The following is an 18,205-nucleotide window of genomic DNA, read 5'->3' as shown; positions in this document are numbered from 1 at the left end:
GTTTCACACGCAGAGGCCACTCACCATGGCTTCGACCCCGGGTCGCGCACGCCCGATCCGGTGCCGCCCTCATTCGTCTGCGAGTGACGCTCCTCCGACTCCTGGCGGCGCCTCTCGAGCTCCTCCATGCGCTCGTCGCCCTCGCCGGACTCCTCGTCACCGGCAGTGTCGTCACCAGAACCGCCCGGGGACTCCTCGCCGCCGCCGGAACCGCCGCCGCCACCGCCGCCGTCTCCGTCCTCGGAGTCGCCGCCATCCGACTCACCGGAGCTCTCCTCCCCGTCGGAGTCCCCTTCCCCCTCGGAGGAGGGATTGTTCATCTCCTCCTGAGATTCGTCGACCCGCTGTTCCTGAGAATCCATCTCCTCGTCCTGTGGGGAGCCGTCGGGGCGGCATTCCTCAGGAGCTTCCGTGAGCGTCGTGCGCGCCGCGTCGTAGCGGTCGTCGGCGGCGTCGACGTCGTCGGCGTCGCGGAACGCGTCGCCCTGTCCCTCCTGGACGAGGGCGAGATTGACCCGGACCGCGCACTGGTCGCGTGCGGGGGCGGTGGAGAGCGCTGTCTCCAGCTCCGCCTCCGCGTCGTCGAGCGCTCCGTCGCCCGCGAGCGCGGTGCCCGCGGCGAAGTGGCCCTTGTGACGTTCGAAGGGGCTCATCGCGAGGAATCGATCCGCGGATTCCTGCGCGGCGGTGTAGCTGCCCGCTTCGAACTGCGCGCTCGCCCGTGCGAGCTGCCAGTGGGTGAGCCCCGACCATGCGGCGACGACCAGCAGGACGAGGATGACCACGCCCGCTGCGGCGAGTCTGCCGCGGGGGAAGCGCTGCGGGGAGTCCGCTGGATCAGCAGTCGGGCTCATGTCGACCTCTTCGTTCCGGAGAGCAGACCCAGACCTCGGACCCGGCGCGCCACGAACACGCCTTCCACCGCGAGCCACGCCACGAGCGGGATGAAGAGCATCCAGGTGAATTCGGAGACGGCCCTGGTCGTCTCCTCCTTCTCCTGGACGATCGTGTCGACATCGGGGAACTCGTAGGAGACGGACGCGCCCGCAGTGCGGTGCTCATATGCGACTCCCATGTCAGCCGCGATGTCTTCGAGGTTCCCCTCGTCGATGGTCGAGACGGCCGGTCCATCGGTCGACGGGTCCGTGATGTATTCCGTCTCCTCGTCGTTCCAGTACCCCCGGGTCTCCTGCATGCGACCACCGTCGGACGTTCCGTAGCCCCAGACGGCTCCGCCGTCGATCAGGTCGGCGACACCGTCGAGCGGTGCGGGTTCGTCGCCGGACGTCTGTTCGCCGTCTCCCAGGTAGAACACGATGCGCGCGCTGTCCGGACGGTCTTCGGCTGCCTTCTCCAGGCGCTCGACGAGGTGGTCGCGAGCAGACGTGATCGAGCTGCCGGAGGAGTACAGGGTCACTTCGGGGCGCAGAACGTCGAGCGCGGACCGCATGGCGGAATCATCGGTCGTCAGCGGCAGGACGGTCTGGCTGGTCGCAGCGAAGGTGATGAGGGAGTACCGGGCCTCTGGCGCCTGCTCCACGAGTTCCGCGACGTCTTCCTCGACCCCGTCGAGACGCGGTGCGTCCCCGTCCCAGTCCTCCGCCACCATCGACGCGGTGACATCGACGACGACGAAGACGTCGAGCGCGGCCTCGCTGCGCTCTGTGACGGCGGTGACGGGGACCCCGGGACGGCTGAATGCGACGGCCAGCACGATGACCGCGACGGCACGCAGAACCCACTGGACCCGACGCCCGGCTGTGAGCACGGCGAGGACGACGCAGCCCGTGATCAGGATGACGGCGATCGCGACGAGCACGGGCCACGGCAGGAGCGGATCGAAGACGAGGTCGTTCACAGTCGCATCCTCCAGGCCAGGATAAGCAGCGCGAGCAGGCCCAGTCCGCTGCCCACGAGCGGGACCACCGGCTTGTCATGGAACAGGGTGACGAGCCGTCCGTCCGTCAGCCTCGCCTCCGTCGCCTGGACCGAGGTGACGATGCGGTCGACCGCGCGCTCGTCGGACATCGAGTGGAACTCGCCGTCCGTCTCCTCGGCCGCCCCCTCCAGCTCGTCGAGGGCGAGGGGGAAGAAGTAGCGCGACGGCGCGAGCGCATAGATGCGGACGTCGTGGTCGAGGGCATGGTCGGACGCCTCCGACAGGGTGAAGAGGGGGTCGCCGGCCAGTTCGTTGTCGGTCGCGAGGATCATCGAGCGGGAGCGCTCCTCGTCCTTCCGGTCGAAGGCTTCGACGCAGTTCACCACGCCATCGCCGATCAGGGAGGACCCCGGCACGCTGTCCGGCTGGGTCGGGGTGATGAAGTCCAGTCCGTCGGTGCCGTACGACGCGAAGCCGTCGTGCGCATCCTCGAGGAACTCCTTGGCCATGTCGTAGTCGTCCGTGAGGGGGAAGACGGTGACTGCGGTCGCGTTGAAGATCGTCATGCCGATGCGTTCGCCGTCGAATGAGTCGATCATGTCGATGTACGACTCGATGATCTCCGCGTCATAGCCGATCATCGACCCCGATACATCGAGGCAGAGCATCACGTCGCGCAGATGCCGTTTGGGGCTGATGGTCTCCATCGTCGTGGGCCGAGCGACGCCGGCCAGGGCGAAGACCGCGGTCAGCGCGACGACGGCGAGCCCCGCGAGGCTCCCCAGCAGCAGGCGGCGGCGCGCACGCACGTACTCCGGCAGTGCCGTGAGGCGGGTGAGGAAGGCGACCGGAGCGCGGCCTCGGCTGCGGGCGGGGATCGCGAAGGCGATGCCCAGCGCGAGGAGTCCGGCGATGCCCAGGACGATCGCCAGCCAGAGCATGGGGGTCACCATCGGGTGATCACCTCCCGGGCCACACGGAGCTCCTCGGCGGCCGTCTCCGGCACATCGCGCTCGAACTCTGCGGTGTAGAGACGGGCGACGGCATCCGCGAGGGGAGCGATTCCGGCTTCGCGCATCTCCCGCTGCGTCATGTGCTTCGCCGAGGCGCCCCACGCCTCCGCGGCGAAGTCGCGCAGCAGCGCGCTGAGCTCCTGAGCCGTCGCCTTGGTCGTGAGGTCGCCGTTCGCGTAGCGCTCTTCGATCGCGTCGATGAGGGAGCCGTACCGACTGCGGACGTGGACGGGGACGGTGCGCGGGCCCGCTGCGCGGCCGCGCAGGTGCCCGATGAGGGGGAGGAAGCCGACGAGGACGGCGATGAGGACCCCGAAGACAGCCGCGGCGACCCAGAAGTCGGAGGCTCCGAGAGGTGGTATCAGCTCACCGGGCACGACGGTGCCTCTCCGCTGCGCGGTGGAATGCGGGCAGCGCCTGCGCGGATGCTCCGACCCGCTCTTCGACGATCCCCGCCGCGCGCAGCACGCGCCCGGTGGTGTCCCGGCGAGCGGATTCCGCCGCGCGGTACGCCTCAGCGACGCGGGGGTCCGCGGCCAGCAGAGAGGGGACGGTGGCGCCGGAGCGCACGGTGCCGGCCGCCGCACCCGCCACCGTCGCCGCGACGTCGTAGGGGACGTCGTCGGCGGCGGCCAGGGCGAGGGGGTCGGCTTCGAGCACGGTGAGCCAGAGGAGCTCGTGGTGGGCCGACACCGTGCGCAGGAGGCGCAGGTGGGCGTCGGTGAGGTCGATCTCGTCGCTGATGACGATGACGAGGTGGCGGCGTCGCAGACGTGTGCTCAGCCACTCCAGGAGATCGAGCGCCGTGGAGCTGTCGTCGGTCCCGCGGCGCGCGAGGATCCGGCGCAGCAGGTGCTCCAGGCCCGCTTCGCTGGACTCCGGACGCGTCAGGATCACGCGGTGCCCGTCGCTCGCCGTCATGCAGACCTCGTCGCCTCCGCGCACCGCGAACCAGCCCGCCATACCTGCCAGCAGGATCGCGAGATCGCGCTTCGATTCGCCGCCGGCCGCGGTCGCGTCCATCGACCGGCCGGTCGCGACGACGAGGGCGAGGCGCAGGCGCCGGTGATCCGTGTACCGCTTCACGAGGGGAACGGGGTGGCGTGCGGACGCCTTCCAATCGATGTCGCGGATCTCGTCACCGTCGACGTACTCGCGCAGGTCGTCGAAGTCGAGTGACTGCCCGTGGAACATCGAGGCCCATCCACCGTCGAGCAGACTCGCCACACGCCTGTGCGTGTGCAGGGTGAGCCGCGCGCGGATGCGCGTGAGGAGAGCTGCCATCAGGGAGTCCTCACGCGGTTCAGGATCTCCGTCACGAGCTGGGTCGTGGTGACTCCCTCGGCGATGCCCTCGAACGTCAGTGCGATCCGGTGGCCGAGGATCCGCTGGGCGAGGTCCTTCACATCTTCCGGGATGACGTAGTTCCGACCACGGATCAGGGCGAGCGCGCGGGAAGCCCGGGTGAACGCGATCGAAGCGCGCGGTGAGGCGCCGGCTTCGACGAAGGCGCCCCGCGGGCCGATCACGCGGTCCGCTGCGCGGGTCGCCCAGACGAGCTCGACGATGTACCGGCTGATGGCCGGGTCGATGTAGATGTTGCTCGCCGACTGCTGCATGCCGCGCAGCTCTTCGACGCTGCACGCCGGGTCCGGGTGCGTTTCGAAGACCCCGTCGTCCAGGCGGCGCAGGATATCGAGCTCCTCGTCCGGTGTCGGGTAGGCGAGCACGTCCTTGAGCATGAAGCGGTCCAGCTGCGCTTCCGGGAGGGGGTACGTGCCCTCCTGCTCGATCGGGTTCTGCGTCGCCATCACGAGGAAGGGGTTCGGAAGGTCGAACCGCTTGCCGCCGATCGTGGTCTGCCGCTCCTGCATGGCTTCGAGCATCGCCGACTGGGTCTTCGCGCTCGATCTGTTGATCTCGTCGAGCAGGATGATGTGGGCATGCACGGGCCCCAGCCGAGTGTCGAAGGCGCCCGTCGACGCGTTGTAGATCTGGGTGCCGATGATGTCGCTGGGCAGGAGGTCGGGGGTGCACTGGATCCGAGCGAAGGACGACGACACCGCGCCTGCGAGCGCAGACGCAGCGGTGGTCTTCGCCAGGCCCGGAACGCTCTCCAGCAGGAGGTGGCCCTCTGTGAGGAGTCCGATGAGCAGCGATTCGCGCAGCCTCTGCTGTCCGACGACGAACGTGTCCAGATAGCCCTGGACGCGCACCAGGACCTCTGCCGCAGACGTGATCTCACGGGTGTTCGCCGTCGACGGCTGGTGCGCTGTCATGCTGTCTCCTCCGGTGTGGGGCCGAGCTGCGGGGCCCGCGTGATCGGGACCCGTGCGGTATCGGCCGCTGCGATCCCGCGGCCACTGCGCACCACGGTATCGGTGACCGCGGACACCGCGCTCGCTCCGGTGTGGCTGTTCCGGAACAGCCACACCGGTGCGCACGGATGGCCTCTGGTGGGCTGCGGAGGGCTCCCGGTGAGTCCGGAGTGGGGTCAGACACCTCCGATCAGTGAGCTGCGACCCATCTCAGAAATTCTTTCGATGTGGACGCGCCGACTCCGGTTGGGGACGAACTGGGGAATCGGGATGCTCTCTGGAACCTCTGCGAACACGGCATCCCGCGCGAGGCGCGGGAAGTGGAACCACAAGGCTGTTGTTCACACCCTGTGGAGAAGTCGGATCACGTCCGTGCACCCCTTGTGCACGACACGCGCGGGACCGTCGAATCACACTGGTGTGACACACCATATGGGGGTACCGTTGTCCATGAACACAACATCTAGTGGTCTGATCGTTGCGGGAGCGCAGCGGTCGGACGGCACTCAGACAGCACTCAATCAGTGGACGAAGGACGGGAACCCCATGATCACGGTGTACACGAAGCCCTCTTGCGTGCAGTGCAATGCCACCTTCCGCGCCCTCGATGCACGGGGTGTCGAGTACCGCACGGTGGACCTCAGCAAGGACCCGGGAGCGCTCGACGTCGTGAAGGCGATGGGCTACATGCAGGCACCGGTCGTCGTGACCGACGACGATCACTGGTCCGGTTTCCGCCCTGACAAGATCGGGACGCTCGACGCGCAGGCGGGCGCAGCGTCCTCCGTAGCCTGATCGGTGTGATGCTCGTTGCTCGTCGTCTACTATTCGAGCCCCTCCGAGTACACCCATAGATTCGCGCAGAGGCTGCACCACCCGGTGCTGCGTCTGCCTCTCGTGACGAAGGCCCCGACTCCGCTCATCGCCGAGCCCTTCGTCCTCATCACACCCACCTTCGGCGCGGGCATCAATCGGGGATCCGTGCCGAAGCAGGTCATCAAGTTCCTCAACGTCAAGGACAACCGCGACAAGCTCGTGGGAGTCATCGGCGCGGGGAACACGAATTTTGGCGAGGACTACTGCCGCGCGGCGCACACCGTGGCCGAAAAATGCGGCGTGCCGGTCCTCTACCGCTTCGAGCTCCTCGGAATGCCCGAGGACGCGGCGACCGTCAACAAGGGATTGGACGAACTGTGTCAAGCACCAGTGTAGGAAGAGACGTCGAGGCGATCATCCGCGAGGATACCGAACTCGATTACCACGCCCTCAACGCCATGCTGAATCTGTACGATGCGGATGGCCGCATCCAGTTCGAGCGTGACCGCCAGGCAGCGCGTCAGTACTTCCTCCAGCACGTCAACAACAACACCGTCTTCTTCCACAATCTCAAGGAGAAGCTCGACTACCTGGTCGACCAGGACTACTACGAGCCGGAGGTGCTGGACCAGTACTCGTTCGACTTCATCCAGGGCCTCTCGGATCTCGCGTACTCGAAGAAGTTCCGCTTCCAGACGTTCCTGGGCGCCTTCAAGTACTACACGTCCTACACGCTCAAGACGTTCGACGGGAAGCGCTACCTCGAACGGTTCGAGGACCGCGTCGTCATGGTCGGCCTGTTCCTCGCGCGCGGCGATGAGACGCTCGCGACCCGGCTGGTCGAGGAGATCATCGCCGGCCGCTTCCAGCCGGCGACTCCCACCTTCCTGAATGCAGGGAAGAAGCAGCGCGGCGAGCTCGTGTCGTGCTTCCTCCTGCGCATCGAAGACAACATGGAATCGATCGGCAGGTCGATCAACTCGGCGCTCCAGCTGTCGAAGCGCGGCGGCGGCGTGGCCTTCTCGCTCACGAACATCCGTGAGCACGGGGCACCCATCAAGAAGATCGAGAACCAGTCGTCCGGGGTCATCCCGGTCATGAAGCTGCTCGAGGACTCGTTCTCCTACGCGAACCAGCTGGGCGCACGCCAGGGCGCCGGTGCGGTGTACCTCAACGCACACCACCCGGATATCCACCGGTTCCTCGACACGAAGCGTGAGAACGCGGATGAGAAGATCCGGATCAAGACGCTCTCCCTGGGCGTCGTCGTCCCGGACATCACGTTCGAGCTGGCGAAGACCAATGAGGACATGTATCTCTTCAGCCCGTACGACGTCGAGCGCGTCTACGGAGTGCCGTTCACGGAGATCTCCGTGACGGAGAAGTACTACGAGATGGTCGATGACGCGCGGATCCGCAAGACGAAGATCAGCGCCCGCGACTTCTTCCAGACGCTGGCAGAGATCCAGTTCGAATCGGGCTATCCCTACATCATGTTCGAGGACACGGTGAACAGGGCGAACCCGATCGACGGCCGGATCACGATGTCGAACCTGTGCTCGGAGATCCTCCAGGTGTCGGAGCCCAGCCAGTACGACGCGTCGCTGGGCTATGACCAGGTCGGCAAGGACATCTCCTGCAATCTCGGCTCGCTCAACATCGCACTCACGATGGACTCGGAGGACTTCGGCGGCACGATCGAGACCGCGATCCGCGGTCTCACCGCAGTCTCCGACACGTCGGACATCAATTCCGTGCCATCCATCGCGCGCGGCAACGACATGAGCCACGCGATCGGTCTGGGGCAGATGAACCTGCACGGGTACCTTGCCCGCGAGCGCGTCTTCTACGGGTCCGATGAGGGCCTGGACTTCACGAACATGTACTTCTACTCCGTCACCTACCACGCAGTGCGTGCGTCGATGGAGATCGCGAAGGAGCGCGGACGGACGTTCGCCGGCTTCGAACGCTCGAAGTACGCGACGGGGGAGTACTTCGACAAGTACACCGAGCAGGCCTGGGTCCCCCGCACGGAGCGCGTCGCGCAGCTGTTCTCCGAAGCCGGCGTGCAGATCCCCACACAGGATGACTGGCTGCAGCTGAAGGCCGATGTCGCCGAGCACGGCATGTACAACCAGAACCTGCAGGCCGTGCCGCCGACCGGTTCGATCTCGTACATCAACAACTCGACGTCGTCGATCCACCCGGTCGCCTCGAAGATCGAGATCCGCAAGGAAGGCAAGATCGGCCGCGTCTACTACCCCGCGCCGTTCCTGACGAACGACAACCTGGAGTACTACCAGGACGCGTACGAGATCGGCTACGAGAAGATCATCGACACGTACGCCGAGGCCACGCAGCACGTGGACCAGGGCCTGTCGCTCACGCTGTTCTTCATGGACACCGCGACGACGCGCGACATCAATAAGGCGCAGATCTACGCATGGCGGAAGGGGATCAAGACGATCTACTACATCCGTCTGCGGCAGCTGGCGCTGGAGGGCACGGAGGTCGAGGGCTGCGTCTCATGCATGCTCTGACCCCCGTCCCGCACCGCACACATTCCGCTTCCGAGGAGATCGTATGACTGAGAACCTCCAGCAGATCGTCTCGCCCGTCGACGCGATCAACTGGAACCGCATCGAGGACGACATCGATTCCGAGGTCTGGGACCGCCTCACGGCCAACTTCTGGCTGCCGGAGAAGGTGCCGCTGAGCAACGACGTGCAGTCGTGGGCGACGCTCACGGAAGCGGAGAAGCTCCTCACGATGAGAGTCTTCACGGGCCTCACGCTCCTGGACACCATCCAGGGCACCGTGGGCGCGGTCTCGCTGATCCCGGATGCGCTCACGCAGCACGAGGAGGCCGTCTACACGAACATCGCGTTCATGGAGTCGGTGCACGCGAAGTCGTACTCCTCGATCTTCTCCACGCTGGCGAGCACGAAGGAGATCGATGAAGCGTTCCGCTGGTCTGCAGAGAATCAGAACCTGCAGAAGAAGGCGCAGGTCATCGTCTCCCACTACGAGGCTGACAATCCGCACAAGCGGAAGATCGCCTCGGTCATCCTCGAGTCGTTCCTCTTCTACTCCGGGTTCTACCTGCCGATGCACTGGTCGTCGCGGGCGAAGCTCACGAACACGGCCGACCTCATCCGCCTCATCATCCGTGACGAGGCGGTGCACGGATACTACATCGGCTACAAGTACCAGCGGGGCCTCGACGGAGCGAGCCAGGCGCTGAAGGACGAGCTCAAGGACTTCACGTACAACCTGCTCTTCGACCTGTACGAGAACGAGGTCCAGTACACCCACGACCTGTATGACGAGGTCGGACTGGCCGAGGACGCGAAGAAGTTCCTGCACTACAACGCGAACAAGGCGCTGATGAACATGGGCTACGAGCCGATGTTCCCGAAGGACGTCACGGATGTGAATCCGGCGATCCTCGCAGCCCTGTCGCCCAATGCCGACGAGAACCACGACTTCTTCTCCGGGTCCGGCTCCTCGTACGTCATCGGCAAGGCAGAGACGACAGAAGACGAGGACTGGGACTTCTGACCCGGTTCAGATCCTCTGCGAGAGCGGATCTGTGAACGCCTCCGTCCGCCGCGTGCAAACGTGGCGGACGGAGGCGTTTCTGCGGCTCACGGCACTGCGGCTAGGATCGTGCGCTGGGTCACGCAGTCGCGCATCGAGGAGTATGAATGCTGGTCGTCGTCCTACCGCTGTTCGTGCTCTTCGCGATCGCGACCATCAGAGCCATTCCACTCATCGGCGGGGACGTGCGCATCGCACTCGTCGCAGCCGGGCTCACGGCGTGGGTGGTGGGGGAGCCGTCGCTGCCTTCACTGGGGGCGGGCATCGTGGACGGCGTCGACACACTGGCGTGGGTCATGTGCCTGAGCCTCTTCGGGTCGATCTATGCGGAGAGTCAAGTGCGTCTCGGGACGATGGACGCGGTGCTCGGGGTCCTCCGCAGGACATTCGGGAACTCTCCGCGCGGCCTCATCGCGGCGACGTTCGTGACCCTGACCCTCGCCGGCTCCCTTCTGGGCGACGCGATCGCAGCAGCGACAGTCATCGGCTTCCTCGTCATCCGTGCCCTCGCGGAGCTCAAGATCCCCGCCGAGGCGATCGCGATGATGATCCTCGTGGGCGCATCGATCGGTTCCGTCATGCCTCCGATCAGTCAGGCCGTCTTCCTGTCGGCGTCCCTGCTCGAGGTCGAGCCGGCGCCCGTTGCGACGATCGCCTATGCGACAGTGACCGGTTCCCTCATCCTCGTGCTGCTGCAGTCGTTCCGCTACGTGCGTGGACGCTCGCTCCCCGCCGAGCTCATCCCCAGTGAGACCCTCGGCGCGCTGCTGAAGCGGACGTGGCCCGTCTTCGGGCCGCTTGCGCTCCTGATTCTTATCGTCGTGCTCGACACCGGGTTCTCCGTGAACGTCTTCACGCTGGTGCCCGGCGGATCGGCGGTTCTGACGTTCCTCGACTCCACGCCCGTCCTGCGGGGTCTCTCGAACCTCGTCGTGCTCGCGATCATCGCGGCCACCCTGGTCGCGCTCCTGTACCCGACGGTCAGGAAGAACGTCGGTTCCGTCGCCGTCACGGGAGTGAGGAACGTCGGAGGGACCCTGCTCCTCCAGCTGTGCGCCGGGTTCATGGTCGGGATGTTCCAGGTCTCCGGAGCAATCGATGCCGTGTCTGAGGCCGCACAGGGGCTGTCTGGGAACGCTGTCGCCCTGGGCGCGGTCGTCGTCATCGCCGTCTTGGGCATGATCACCGGATCGCAGACGACGGCGCAGACCGTCGTCGTTCCGTTCGCCGGGCCCCTTCTCGTCGCAGCCGGCGGCAGCGCTGTCGCCGTCGCTCTCGGCGCCTCCCACATCGCGAGCGGTGCGCAGAACCTCCCGCCCCTCGGCCTCACCGCGTTCGTCGTCTGCGGCCTCGTGGGTGCATCACTCAATCAGCGGGTCGACCCGGTGAAGACGATGGTGCTGGCACTGCCGAACTCTCTGTACTTCATCGTTGTGGGTCTGCTCTTCTGGCTGTTCGGCTGACGAACATGCAGGAACCGTCCGCCGGAAGGATCCGACGGACGGTTCGTGGGCGCGGCGACGCCGCCCGATGCGGGGGCCGCTCAGCCTCGTGAGGCGTCCTCCGCCGCCACCTTCGCCGCGTCGGCGGCGTCTGCGAACCATTCTTCGACGAGCTCGTCGTAGCTGCCGTCCTCGCGCATGCCCGCGAGCAGGGCGTTGAACTCGTCGAGGACGGGCGTGCCGACCATCTGCACCGCTGCCGCAAGGTGCTCGTTCGTGTCGAACGATTCGACGAGTTCGATGTCATCGTCCGCCTGCATCACCGCGAGCACCAGGGAGATGTTCGCGATGCCTGCTTCGATCTGCCCGGCCTGCAGAGACTGCTGGAGGAGTGAGGACGCCTCGAACTGAACAGTGTTGAGCCCCTTGTCAGCTGCGAACTCAGAGCTCGTCGTCGCATCCTGCACGCCGACCTTGGAGGCGCCCAGATCGTCGATCGACGAGTAGCCCGCGTCCTCTTCGGCCATGAGTGCGAGGTTGTCGTAGACGATCGAGTCGGAGAACTGCATCTTCGACTCGCGCTCCTCGGTGACCGTCATCGCGGCGAGGGCGATATCGCACTGCCCTGTGTCGAGGGCGGCTGCCGATTGGATCGACTCGAACGGCGAGTTGATGTACTCCGGTTCCACGTCGAGCCGATCGGCCAGTGCCTGGGCGAGATCGATCTCGAGGCCCTTGGCCTCCCCGTCCTCCTCGAATTCGAAGGGCGGGGCGGGCATCGTCGTGCAGACGGTGAGGACTCCCGATTCGACGAGGCCCATTCCATCGTCGGAACCGCTGTCGTCCGCACCGCCGCAGGCGGATACCGCGAGCAGCGGCAGGAGCGCCGCAGCAGCGAAGCTCGAGCGCCCGACGGCACTGCGACTCGTCACGCCGCCTGTCCCAGACCGGCCTGCGCTTGCCGGTATCCGGCGGCGAGACGGGCGACGAGGTCCCGTGCCGAGACCGATTCGCTGATCATGCCGATCCCCTGACCGGATCCCCAGATGTCCTTCCACGCCTTCGGCTTCTTGCCGTCCCGGTCGGAGCCGAACGTCATCTTCGAGGGATCGGAGACGTCGAGATCATCCGGGTCGAGGCCGGCGTTCTCCACGGATCCGCGCAGGTAGTTCCCGTGCACGCCCGTGAAGAGGTTCGAGTAGACGATGTCGGACGCGCTCGAATCGACGATCATCTGGCGGTATCCGTCGACGACGTTGGCCTCCGGGGTCGACAGGAAGGCCGATCCCACGTATCCGAAGTCCGCACCCATGACCTGGGCTGCGAGGACGGAGCGGCCGTGGGCGAGCGCGCCGGACAGGGCCAGCGGGCCGTCGAACCACTCGCGGATCTCCTGCACGAGCGCGAAGGGGGAGAGCGCACCTGCGTGACCGCCGGCACCCGCGGCCACGGCGATGAGGCCGTCCGCGCCCTTCTCGATCGCTTTGTGGGCGAAACGGTTGTTGATGATGTCGTGGAGCACGATGCCGCCGTAGCTGTGGACGGCTTCATTCACCTCTTCGCGTGCGCCCAGGGACGTGATGACGATCGGGACCTTCTTGTCGACGACGACGCCGAGGTCGTGCTCGAGGCGGTCGGTCGTCCGGTGGACGATGAGGTTCGCAGCCACGGGGCCCACCGGCTTGCCGGGGTTCGCCGCTGCGAATGCATCGTTCTCCTCGTAGATCTCGTCGAACCAGTCGGCGAGCATCTCCGCGGGGCGGGCGTTGAGCGTCGGGAACGATCCGACGATGCCGGACTGGCACTGCGCCTTGATGAGGTCGAGTCCGGACGCGATGAACATGGGTGATGCGATGACGGGCACGCTCAGGGGGCGAGCGAGTGCTTCAGGAAGTGACATGGTTCTCCTTCTGGCGTCTGCGATGACGGCGTGCGATCAGCCTAGCTCTTAGTCGAACGCTCGAAAAGTACAGGTCGCCGGTGGCGGTTCAGACGACTGCGGGCCCCGCAGCGACGCGTCGTCGCCCCGGGGCCCGCAGCACAGTGGGACTGGCTCAGGAGTCGGTGAAGTCCGGCTTCCGCTTCTCGACGAACGCCGCCATCCCCTCGGACTGGTCATTGGTCGCCAGCGATGCGTGGAACAGCCGACGCTCGTATGCGAGGCCCTGCTGGAGGGGTGTCTCGAAGGCGACGTTCACCGCCTCCTTCACCATGCTCGAGGCGATGAGCGACTTCGACGCGACCGTCGCGGCGATCGACTCCGCCTCCTCGATCAGCGAATCGTGCGCGACGACGCGAGCGACGAGACCGGACCGCTCCGCCTCTTCGGCATCCATCATGCGACCGGTGAGGCACAGATCCATCGCCTTCGCCTTGCCGATGGCTCGCGTGAGCCGCTGAGATCCGCCCATGCCCGGGAGTACGCCGAGGTTGATCTCCGGCTGGCCGAACTTCGCCTTCTCCGAGGCGATGAGGATATCGGCCATCATCGCGAGCTCGCAGCCGCCGCCCAGGGCGAACCCGTTGACTGCGGCGATGATCGGCTTCGAGACGTCGTCGAGGCGACTCCACCCGGCGAACCAGTTCTTCCGGTAGGCGGTCGCGAAGTCCAGCGAGGACATCTGCTTGATGTCCGCGCCGGCGGCGAACGCCTTGCCTGCGCCGGTGAGGATGATCGCGCGGATGCCGTCATCTGCGTCTGCGGCCGAGGCCGCAGCGGTGACGTCCTCGAGGACCGTGAGGTTCAGCGCGTTGAGGGAGTCCGGTCGGTTGAGGGTGATCGTCGCGATGCCGTCGGCGTACTCGACGAGGATCGTCTCGTAAGTGGCGGGAGTGCTCATGAAAAGACCTTTCGCGTCTGCTCGGTTGCGAGGATGGAGGTGACGAGTGCGGGCTCGACGTCATCGAGCGTCGCAGGCGACCACTGGGGATTGCGGTCCTTGTCGATCACCTGGGCGCGGATGCCTTCGCGCAGATCGGGCTGCGCACTGATGCCCGCACCTGTCCTCAGATCGCGCTCCAGCACTTCGGCGAGCTCCATCGCACCGGCGGTCCTGACCAGTTCGAAGGTGACGGCCACGGACAGCGGGGACTTCGCGGCGATGAGATCGCCGGTCGCCCGCGCTCGCTCGTCCTCGTGGGCGCGCAGGGCGACCACGACCTCGGCGGCGGTCGAGCTGTCGTACGAGGAGGCGATCCATTCCTCGTCGCCGGCCAGTTCGGAGGCAGGGGCCTCCTCAGCGAAGCGCGCGATGACGGCATCGACGTCGTCTGCCGACTCCGCCAGCGCAGCCGCGAGGTCATCGAACCGGTCCCGGCGGATGAAGGTGTCCGCGAATCCGTACCGGATCGCGTCGCCGGCAGTGAACGGCTGGCCGGTGAGTGCCAGATGCATGCCGACGCCCGGCTGGGGGACACGGGCGAGGAGGTGCGTTCCGCCCACATCGGGGAAGAGCCCGATTCCGGTCTCCGGCATCCCGACCTTCGACGTCTCCGTGACGATCCGGTGCGAGCCGTGCGCGGAGATCCCCACGCCGCCGCCCATCGTGATCCCATCCATGAACGCGATGAAGGGCTTCGGGTAGTGGGCGATCTGGTGGTTCATCGCGTACTCGTTCGCCCAGAACTCGAGCGATTCGCCCGTCTCCTCGACGAGGTCGCGGTGAATGGCCTTGATGTCCCCGCCGGCGCACAGGCCGCGGTCGCCGCGCCCCGTCACGAGCACGGCCTTCACCGCGTCGTCGCCCTTCCACGCGTCGAGCGCCGCTGCGATGATCGTCACCATGTCCGCGGACAGTGCGTTGATCGCCTTGGGCTTGTTGAGCTCGATGCGCCCCAGGCCGCCGTCGACGCGGGTGAGAACCGAGGCTTCGTCGCCCGTTGCTGTCATCGTCATCCCACTCCTGTGCTTCTGCGCGAGATGATCACGCGCATGATCTCGTTGGTTCCTTCGAGGATCTGGTGGACCCGCAGGTCCCTGACCAGCTTCTCCACTCCGTACTCTGCCAGATACCCGTATCCGCCGAAGAGCTGGAGCGCCCGGTTGGCGACGTCGAAGCCCGTGTCCGTGGCGGTGAGCTTGCCCATCGCGGACAGCAGCGTGGTGCTCGGATCCTCCGCATCATAGGCGGAAGCGGCGCGCCACAGCAGCGAGCGGGCGGCCTCGAGCTTCGTCTGGAGGTCTGCGACCTCGAAGCGAAGGGCCTGGAAACCAGTGAGGTCCTGGCCGAACGCCTGGCGCTCACCCATGTAGGTGATGGCCTTCTCCAGTGCGGACTGGGCGCCGCCGAGCGACGAGGCGCCGATGTTGAGACGGCCTCCGTCCAGACCGGACATCGCGATCCGGAAGCCGGTGCCCTCGTCTCCGATCCTGTTCTCGACGGGTACGCGGACGTTCTCCATGAAGACCTGGCGGGTGGGCTGGGCCTTCCATCCCATCTTCTTCTCGTTCGGTCCGAAGCTGAGTCCTTCGGTCCCGTCTTCGACGATGAAGGCGGAGATCCCGCGGGCGCCGTCCTGACCGGTGCGGGCCATGACGAGGTACAGGTCCGAGCTGCCGGCGCCGGAGATGAACTGCTTCACTCCGTTGAGGATGTAGCTGTCGCCATCGCGGCGGGCCGACGTCTTGAGTGCGGCGGCGTCGGATCCCGCGTTCGGCTCTGTGAGGCAGTAGCTCGACAGGGCCTCGAACGAGGTGAGAGGAAGCAGCCAGCGCTGCTTCTGCTCCTCCGTCGCGAACAGCTCGAGGCACTTCGCGACCATGTTGTGGATCGATATGTAGCTGGCGACCGCCGGGCATCCGGTGGACAGCGCCTCGAAGACGAGGACTGCGTCCATGCGCCCCAGTCCGGCACCGCCGTACTCCTCATCGATGTAGATGCCTCCCATCCCGAGCTCTGCGGTCCGGCGGATGGAGTCGACGGGGAAGTGTCCCTCGGCGTCCCATTCGAGCGCGTGGGGGGCGAGCTCTTCGTCTGCGAATGTGCGACACATCGCGAAGAGCTCCTGCTGCTCTTCTGTGAGGCCGAACGGTATGACCGATGCTGTGCTGCGCGACATGCGCGCCTCCGATCTTCTGCTGGTGTCCGCGTGCTGTGCAGTTGAAGCCGGTCGGGGACCGGCCGGCGACCGCAGGGATGCGGGTTCGCCCCAATCGTACGCAGAATTGCTAGGACGTCCAAGTAATGCAGGTCATGGTTCCGCCGAGGCCCTGGCCGGGCCGTGCAGAGAGGTCGCCGGCCGCGACGGGGACCGGCGGCGTGCCAGACGATGTCGGCTGGATCAGAGAGGTGAGTCAGGACTCTCGAGTGCCCCCCGCAGTTCCGCGAGTCGAGCGAGGAGGTCGTGGACGCTGTCCTGGGGGACTCCCGGCTGCCTGAAGACCTCACCGTTGAGCTCATCGGTGGCGCGTGCGACCAGTTCGCGCCCGTCCTCCGTGATCTCCACGAGAGTGGTGCGCCCGTCCTCCGGGTGCGGTCGACGGCGCGCCAGTCCCGCGGCCTCGAGCCGGTCGACGGAGTTCGTCGTCGACGTGGCATGCACCTGCAGGCGCTTGGTGATCTTGTTCATCGGGAGGCTGCCGCGCCGTGTGAAGGAGAGGAGGGCGAGCACCTCATAGCGGGAGAATGTCAGGGACAGCGGTCGCAGCACGCGATCGACCCGTGCGAGGAACAGCTGATGGACACGCATCACAGAGATGACGAGCGTCATCCCGTCCGCCTCGTCCTCCCAGCCGCGGAGCGTCCACTGGCGGCGGGACTCGTCGATCGGGTCGAAGCCTTCAGTCATCGTCCGCAGCACATCCTTCCGAACCCTCCGCCTGGGCGCCGAGGGGGTTGGCCCGAGTGTATAGAGGTGGAAGGATCAGAGCCATGTGCGGCCGGATCAACATGGCGCTGGATCCCTCGGACCTGATCGATGAGCTGGGTATCGACCACAGCTCGTATGAGCACCGGGAGCGCTACAACGTGCCTCCGGGCGGAACAGTGCCGATCATCGTCGACCGCCCCGACAGCGATGGTCTGGTCCAGCGTCGCCTCGAACCAGCCCGCTGGGGGCTCGTCCCCGGGTGGGCGAAGGACCTGAAGATCGGGTACAGGGCCTTCAACGCCAGGTCGGAGAGTGCGCGGTCGAAGCCGATGTTCCGATCAGCCTTCGCACGGCAGCGGGCGGTGGTCCCGGTGCACGCCTACTACGAGTGGGTGGAGGGGCCGCAGGGCAAGCAGCCGTGGATGATGCACGCCGTCGGACACGACCATCTCTTCATGGCGGGCCTCTTCGAGTTCAAGAAGCTGAACGAAGAGTGGAGCCGCGACGTCGGGATGGATGCGGCGGCGTCCTCGGGGTGGCTGGTCTCCGCCACCATCCTCACGCAGCAGGCCCAGGGCCACCTCGCGGAGGTGCATGCCCGGATGCCGGTCATGCTGAGTGGCGAACAGGTCGGGGAGTGGATCGACCCGACGGCGGACGCCGGCGCTGCGGATGAGTTCCTCTCCCTCCATTCCGCATCATTCGACCCGCGGACGATCGGCAGATACGCAGTGGGCACCGCTGTGGGGAACGTGAGGAACGAGGGACCGGAGCTCGCGCAGCCGGTGTGAGTGACCAGCCATCAGCAGTGAGGCGCACATCACGCCCGATCGAGTTGCGCGGCGCCGAACGAAAGGCATAAGTTAGTCCCCGTTGCCTCGACGAGACGCAGCTTCGGGAAGTCGAAACAGCGGTGAAGCCGCAGGTCAGACAGCCCGGACTGAGTCCAGGGGCACACAGGGAAATTGAATGCTGAGAGGCCTCAGGGCTGAGCGAGTGAAGCGGATCACGCCAAGTGGATTTGCGGAGCACGTAGCAGATGACCTAGAGTTGTCTCTCGTTGCCTCCGAGCGAACATCTCAGGATGTGAGCGACGCGGTGAAGCTCGAATGAAGTTCTGCAGCACGACGGCGAGTCGAGTTGCGCGAAACGAGTTCGAGAGGTAAGCTTACGGAGCCCCTTCGGGAGAAGCGGGCTTCTGAATATGGAGAGCACCTTTCGGTGAGGGCTGGGCGTTGTGTGTCTGGTCGGATCGGTTTGTGTGTCTGTTCTTTGAGAACTCAATAGCGTGTTTGTTTGTTTTTGATGATGCCAGTTATTTATTTGCTG

Annotated in this window: 18 protein-coding genes; 6 read left to right on the top strand and 12 right to left on the bottom strand. The window is 66.1% G+C overall.

The window, feature by feature from the left end; all coding sequences use genetic code 11:
• Positions 1–20 precede the first annotated feature (20 nt).
• Genes BJEO58_RS08965 through BJEO58_RS08940 form a run of 6 tightly spaced genes read right to left on the bottom strand, consistent with a single transcriptional unit; the run spans position 21 to position 5,171 of the window.
• Positions 21–854, bottom strand: a complete 834-nt coding sequence (locus BJEO58_RS08965; RefSeq protein WP_101589140.1) for a hypothetical protein — start codon at positions 852–854, stop codon at positions 21–23.
• Positions 851–1,858: a VWA domain-containing protein gene (locus BJEO58_RS08960; RefSeq protein ID WP_101589139.1), complete on the bottom strand. Its 1,008-nt coding sequence runs from the start codon at positions 1,856–1,858 to the stop codon at positions 851–853. The genes BJEO58_RS08965 and BJEO58_RS08960 overlap by 4 nt, the downstream gene beginning before the upstream one ends.
• On the bottom strand, positions 1,855–2,832 hold the full coding sequence (locus BJEO58_RS08955; RefSeq protein WP_101589138.1) for a vWA domain-containing protein: 978 nt from the start codon (positions 2,830–2,832) through the stop codon (positions 1,855–1,857). The genes BJEO58_RS08960 and BJEO58_RS08955 overlap by 4 nt, the downstream gene beginning before the upstream one ends.
• The gene (locus BJEO58_RS08950; RefSeq protein ID WP_101589137.1) at positions 2,826–3,269 is read right to left on the bottom strand and encodes a hypothetical protein; all 444 of its coding nucleotides are present in this window, start codon (positions 3,267–3,269) and stop codon (positions 2,826–2,828) included. The genes BJEO58_RS08955 and BJEO58_RS08950 overlap by 7 nt, the downstream gene beginning before the upstream one ends.
• Positions 3,259–4,176, bottom strand: coding sequence for a DUF58 domain-containing protein (locus tag BJEO58_RS08945; protein ID WP_101589136.1), 918 nt, complete (start codon positions 4,174–4,176; stop codon positions 3,259–3,261). The genes BJEO58_RS08950 and BJEO58_RS08945 overlap by 11 nt, the downstream gene beginning before the upstream one ends.
• Positions 4,176–5,171, bottom strand: a complete 996-nt coding sequence (locus tag BJEO58_RS08940) for an AAA family ATPase (RefSeq protein WP_101589135.1) — start codon at positions 5,169–5,171, stop codon at positions 4,176–4,178. Before BJEO58_RS08940 ends, BJEO58_RS08945 begins: the two co-directional genes overlap by 1 nt.
• 585 nt (positions 5,172–5,756) lie before the next feature.
• Here BJEO58_RS08940 and nrdH point away from each other — a divergent pair.
• The 5 genes from nrdH to BJEO58_RS08915 all read left to right on the top strand — a co-directional run bounded on the left by nrdH (position 5,757) and on the right by BJEO58_RS08915 (position 11,089).
• Positions 5,757–6,005 (top strand): glutaredoxin-like protein NrdH, encoded by a 249-nt coding sequence (gene nrdH / locus BJEO58_RS08935; RefSeq protein WP_101589134.1) that lies wholly within the window; start codon positions 5,757–5,759, stop codon positions 6,003–6,005.
• 15 nt (positions 6,006–6,020) lie between these two features.
• A complete protein-coding gene (nrdI, locus tag BJEO58_RS08930) occupies positions 6,021–6,422 on the top strand; it encodes a class Ib ribonucleoside-diphosphate reductase assembly flavoprotein NrdI (RefSeq protein WP_101589133.1) in 402 nt (133 codons plus the stop codon).
• On the top strand, positions 6,404–8,566 hold the full coding sequence (nrdE, locus tag BJEO58_RS08925) for a class 1b ribonucleoside-diphosphate reductase subunit alpha (protein ID WP_101589132.1): 2,163 nt from the start codon (positions 6,404–6,406) through the stop codon (positions 8,564–8,566). Before nrdI ends, nrdE begins: the two co-directional genes overlap by 19 nt.
• A gap of 43 nt (positions 8,567–8,609) precedes the next feature.
• Positions 8,610–9,587, top strand: a complete 978-nt coding sequence (gene nrdF / locus BJEO58_RS08920; protein WP_101589131.1) for a class 1b ribonucleoside-diphosphate reductase subunit beta — start codon at positions 8,610–8,612, stop codon at positions 9,585–9,587.
• 146 nt (positions 9,588–9,733) lie between these two features.
• Positions 9,734–11,089 carry a TRAP transporter large permease subunit gene (locus tag BJEO58_RS08915; RefSeq protein ID WP_101589130.1) on the top strand — a complete coding sequence of 452 codons (1,356 nt, stop codon included), beginning with the start codon at positions 9,734–9,736 and terminating at the stop codon, positions 11,087–11,089.
• 80 nt (positions 11,090–11,169) lie between these two features.
• Here the strand turns inward: BJEO58_RS08915 and BJEO58_RS08910 are convergent, their stop codons facing one another.
• The 6 genes from BJEO58_RS08910 to BJEO58_RS08885 all read right to left on the bottom strand — a co-directional run bounded on the left by BJEO58_RS08910 (position 11,170) and on the right by BJEO58_RS08885 (position 16,855).
• The gene (locus tag BJEO58_RS08910) at positions 11,170–12,000 is read right to left on the bottom strand and encodes an ABC transporter substrate-binding protein (RefSeq protein ID WP_246076157.1); all 831 of its coding nucleotides are present in this window, start codon (positions 11,998–12,000) and stop codon (positions 11,170–11,172) included.
• The gene (locus BJEO58_RS08905; RefSeq protein WP_101589129.1) at positions 11,997–12,968 is read right to left on the bottom strand and encodes an NAD(P)H-dependent flavin oxidoreductase; all 972 of its coding nucleotides are present in this window, start codon (positions 12,966–12,968) and stop codon (positions 11,997–11,999) included. The genes BJEO58_RS08910 and BJEO58_RS08905 overlap by 4 nt, the downstream gene beginning before the upstream one ends.
• Positions 12,969–13,122: 154 nt before the next feature.
• Positions 13,123–13,908: an enoyl-CoA hydratase gene (locus BJEO58_RS08900; protein WP_101589128.1), complete on the bottom strand. Its 786-nt coding sequence runs from the start codon at positions 13,906–13,908 to the stop codon at positions 13,123–13,125.
• Positions 13,905–14,963, bottom strand: a complete 1,059-nt coding sequence (locus BJEO58_RS08895) for an enoyl-CoA hydratase/isomerase family protein (RefSeq protein WP_101589127.1) — start codon at positions 14,961–14,963, stop codon at positions 13,905–13,907. The genes BJEO58_RS08900 and BJEO58_RS08895 overlap by 4 nt, the downstream gene beginning before the upstream one ends.
• On the bottom strand, positions 14,960–16,126 hold the full coding sequence (locus BJEO58_RS08890; protein ID WP_101589126.1) for an acyl-CoA dehydrogenase family protein: 1,167 nt from the start codon (positions 16,124–16,126) through the stop codon (positions 14,960–14,962). Before BJEO58_RS08890 ends, BJEO58_RS08895 begins: the two co-directional genes overlap by 4 nt.
• A 222-nt stretch (positions 16,127–16,348) precedes the next feature.
• Positions 16,349–16,855: a MarR family winged helix-turn-helix transcriptional regulator gene (locus BJEO58_RS08885; protein ID WP_101589266.1), complete on the bottom strand. Its 507-nt coding sequence runs from the start codon at positions 16,853–16,855 to the stop codon at positions 16,349–16,351.
• Between the two features lie 83 nt (positions 16,856–16,938).
• On the opposite strand from BJEO58_RS08885, the gene BJEO58_RS08880 reads away from it, so the two are divergent.
• On the top strand, positions 16,939–17,667 hold the full coding sequence (locus BJEO58_RS08880; protein ID WP_101589125.1) for an SOS response-associated peptidase: 729 nt from the start codon (positions 16,939–16,941) through the stop codon (positions 17,665–17,667).
• The last annotated feature ends 538 nt before the right edge of the window (positions 17,668–18,205 follow it).

Source organism: Brevibacterium jeotgali, from assembly GCF_900169175.1.
GTDB lineage: Bacteria > Actinomycetota > Actinomycetes > Actinomycetales > Brevibacteriaceae > Brevibacterium > Brevibacterium jeotgali.
The sequence above is the reverse complement of the archived record's forward strand: the minus strand, read 5'-3'. Positions and strand labels throughout refer to the sequence as shown.

Bases quoted from the DNA above. Each gene is read 5' to 3' on its own strand.
- BJEO58_RS08965 (WP_101589140.1), bottom strand. From the start codon at position 854: ATGAGCCCGACTGCTGATCCAGCGGACTCCCCGCAGCGCTTCCCCCGC.
- BJEO58_RS08955 (WP_101589138.1), bottom strand. From the start codon at position 2,832: ATGGTGACCCCCATGCTCTGGCTGGCGATCGTCCTGGGCATCGCCGGA.
- BJEO58_RS08945 (WP_101589136.1), bottom strand. From the start codon at position 4,176: ATGGCAGCTCTCCTCACGCGCATCCGCGCGCGGCTCACCCTGCACACG.
- BJEO58_RS08940 (WP_101589135.1), bottom strand. From the start codon at position 5,171: ATGACAGCGCACCAGCCGTCGACGGCGAACACCCGTGAGATCACGTCT.
- nrdH (WP_101589134.1), top strand. From the start codon at position 5,757: ATGATCACGGTGTACACGAAGCCCTCTTGCGTGCAGTGCAATGCCACC.
- nrdF (WP_101589131.1), top strand. From the start codon at position 8,610: ATGACTGAGAACCTCCAGCAGATCGTCTCGCCCGTCGACGCGATCAAC.
- BJEO58_RS08915 (WP_101589130.1), top strand. From the start codon at position 9,734: ATGCTGGTCGTCGTCCTACCGCTGTTCGTGCTCTTCGCGATCGCGACC.
- BJEO58_RS08905 (WP_101589129.1), bottom strand. From the start codon at position 12,968: ATGTCACTTCCTGAAGCACTCGCTCGCCCCCTGAGCGTGCCCGTCATC.
- BJEO58_RS08900 (WP_101589128.1), bottom strand. From the start codon at position 13,908: ATGAGCACTCCCGCCACTTACGAGACGATCCTCGTCGAGTACGCCGAC.
- BJEO58_RS08895 (WP_101589127.1), bottom strand. From the start codon at position 14,963: ATGACGATGACAGCAACGGGCGACGAAGCCTCGGTTCTCACCCGCGTC.
- BJEO58_RS08890 (WP_101589126.1), bottom strand. From the start codon at position 16,126: ATGTCGCGCAGCACAGCATCGGTCATACCGTTCGGCCTCACAGAAGAG.
- BJEO58_RS08885 (WP_101589266.1), bottom strand. From the start codon at position 16,855: ATGACTGAAGGCTTCGACCCGATCGACGAGTCCCGCCGCCAGTGGACG.
- BJEO58_RS08880 (WP_101589125.1), top strand. From the start codon at position 16,939: ATGTGCGGCCGGATCAACATGGCGCTGGATCCCTCGGACCTGATCGAT.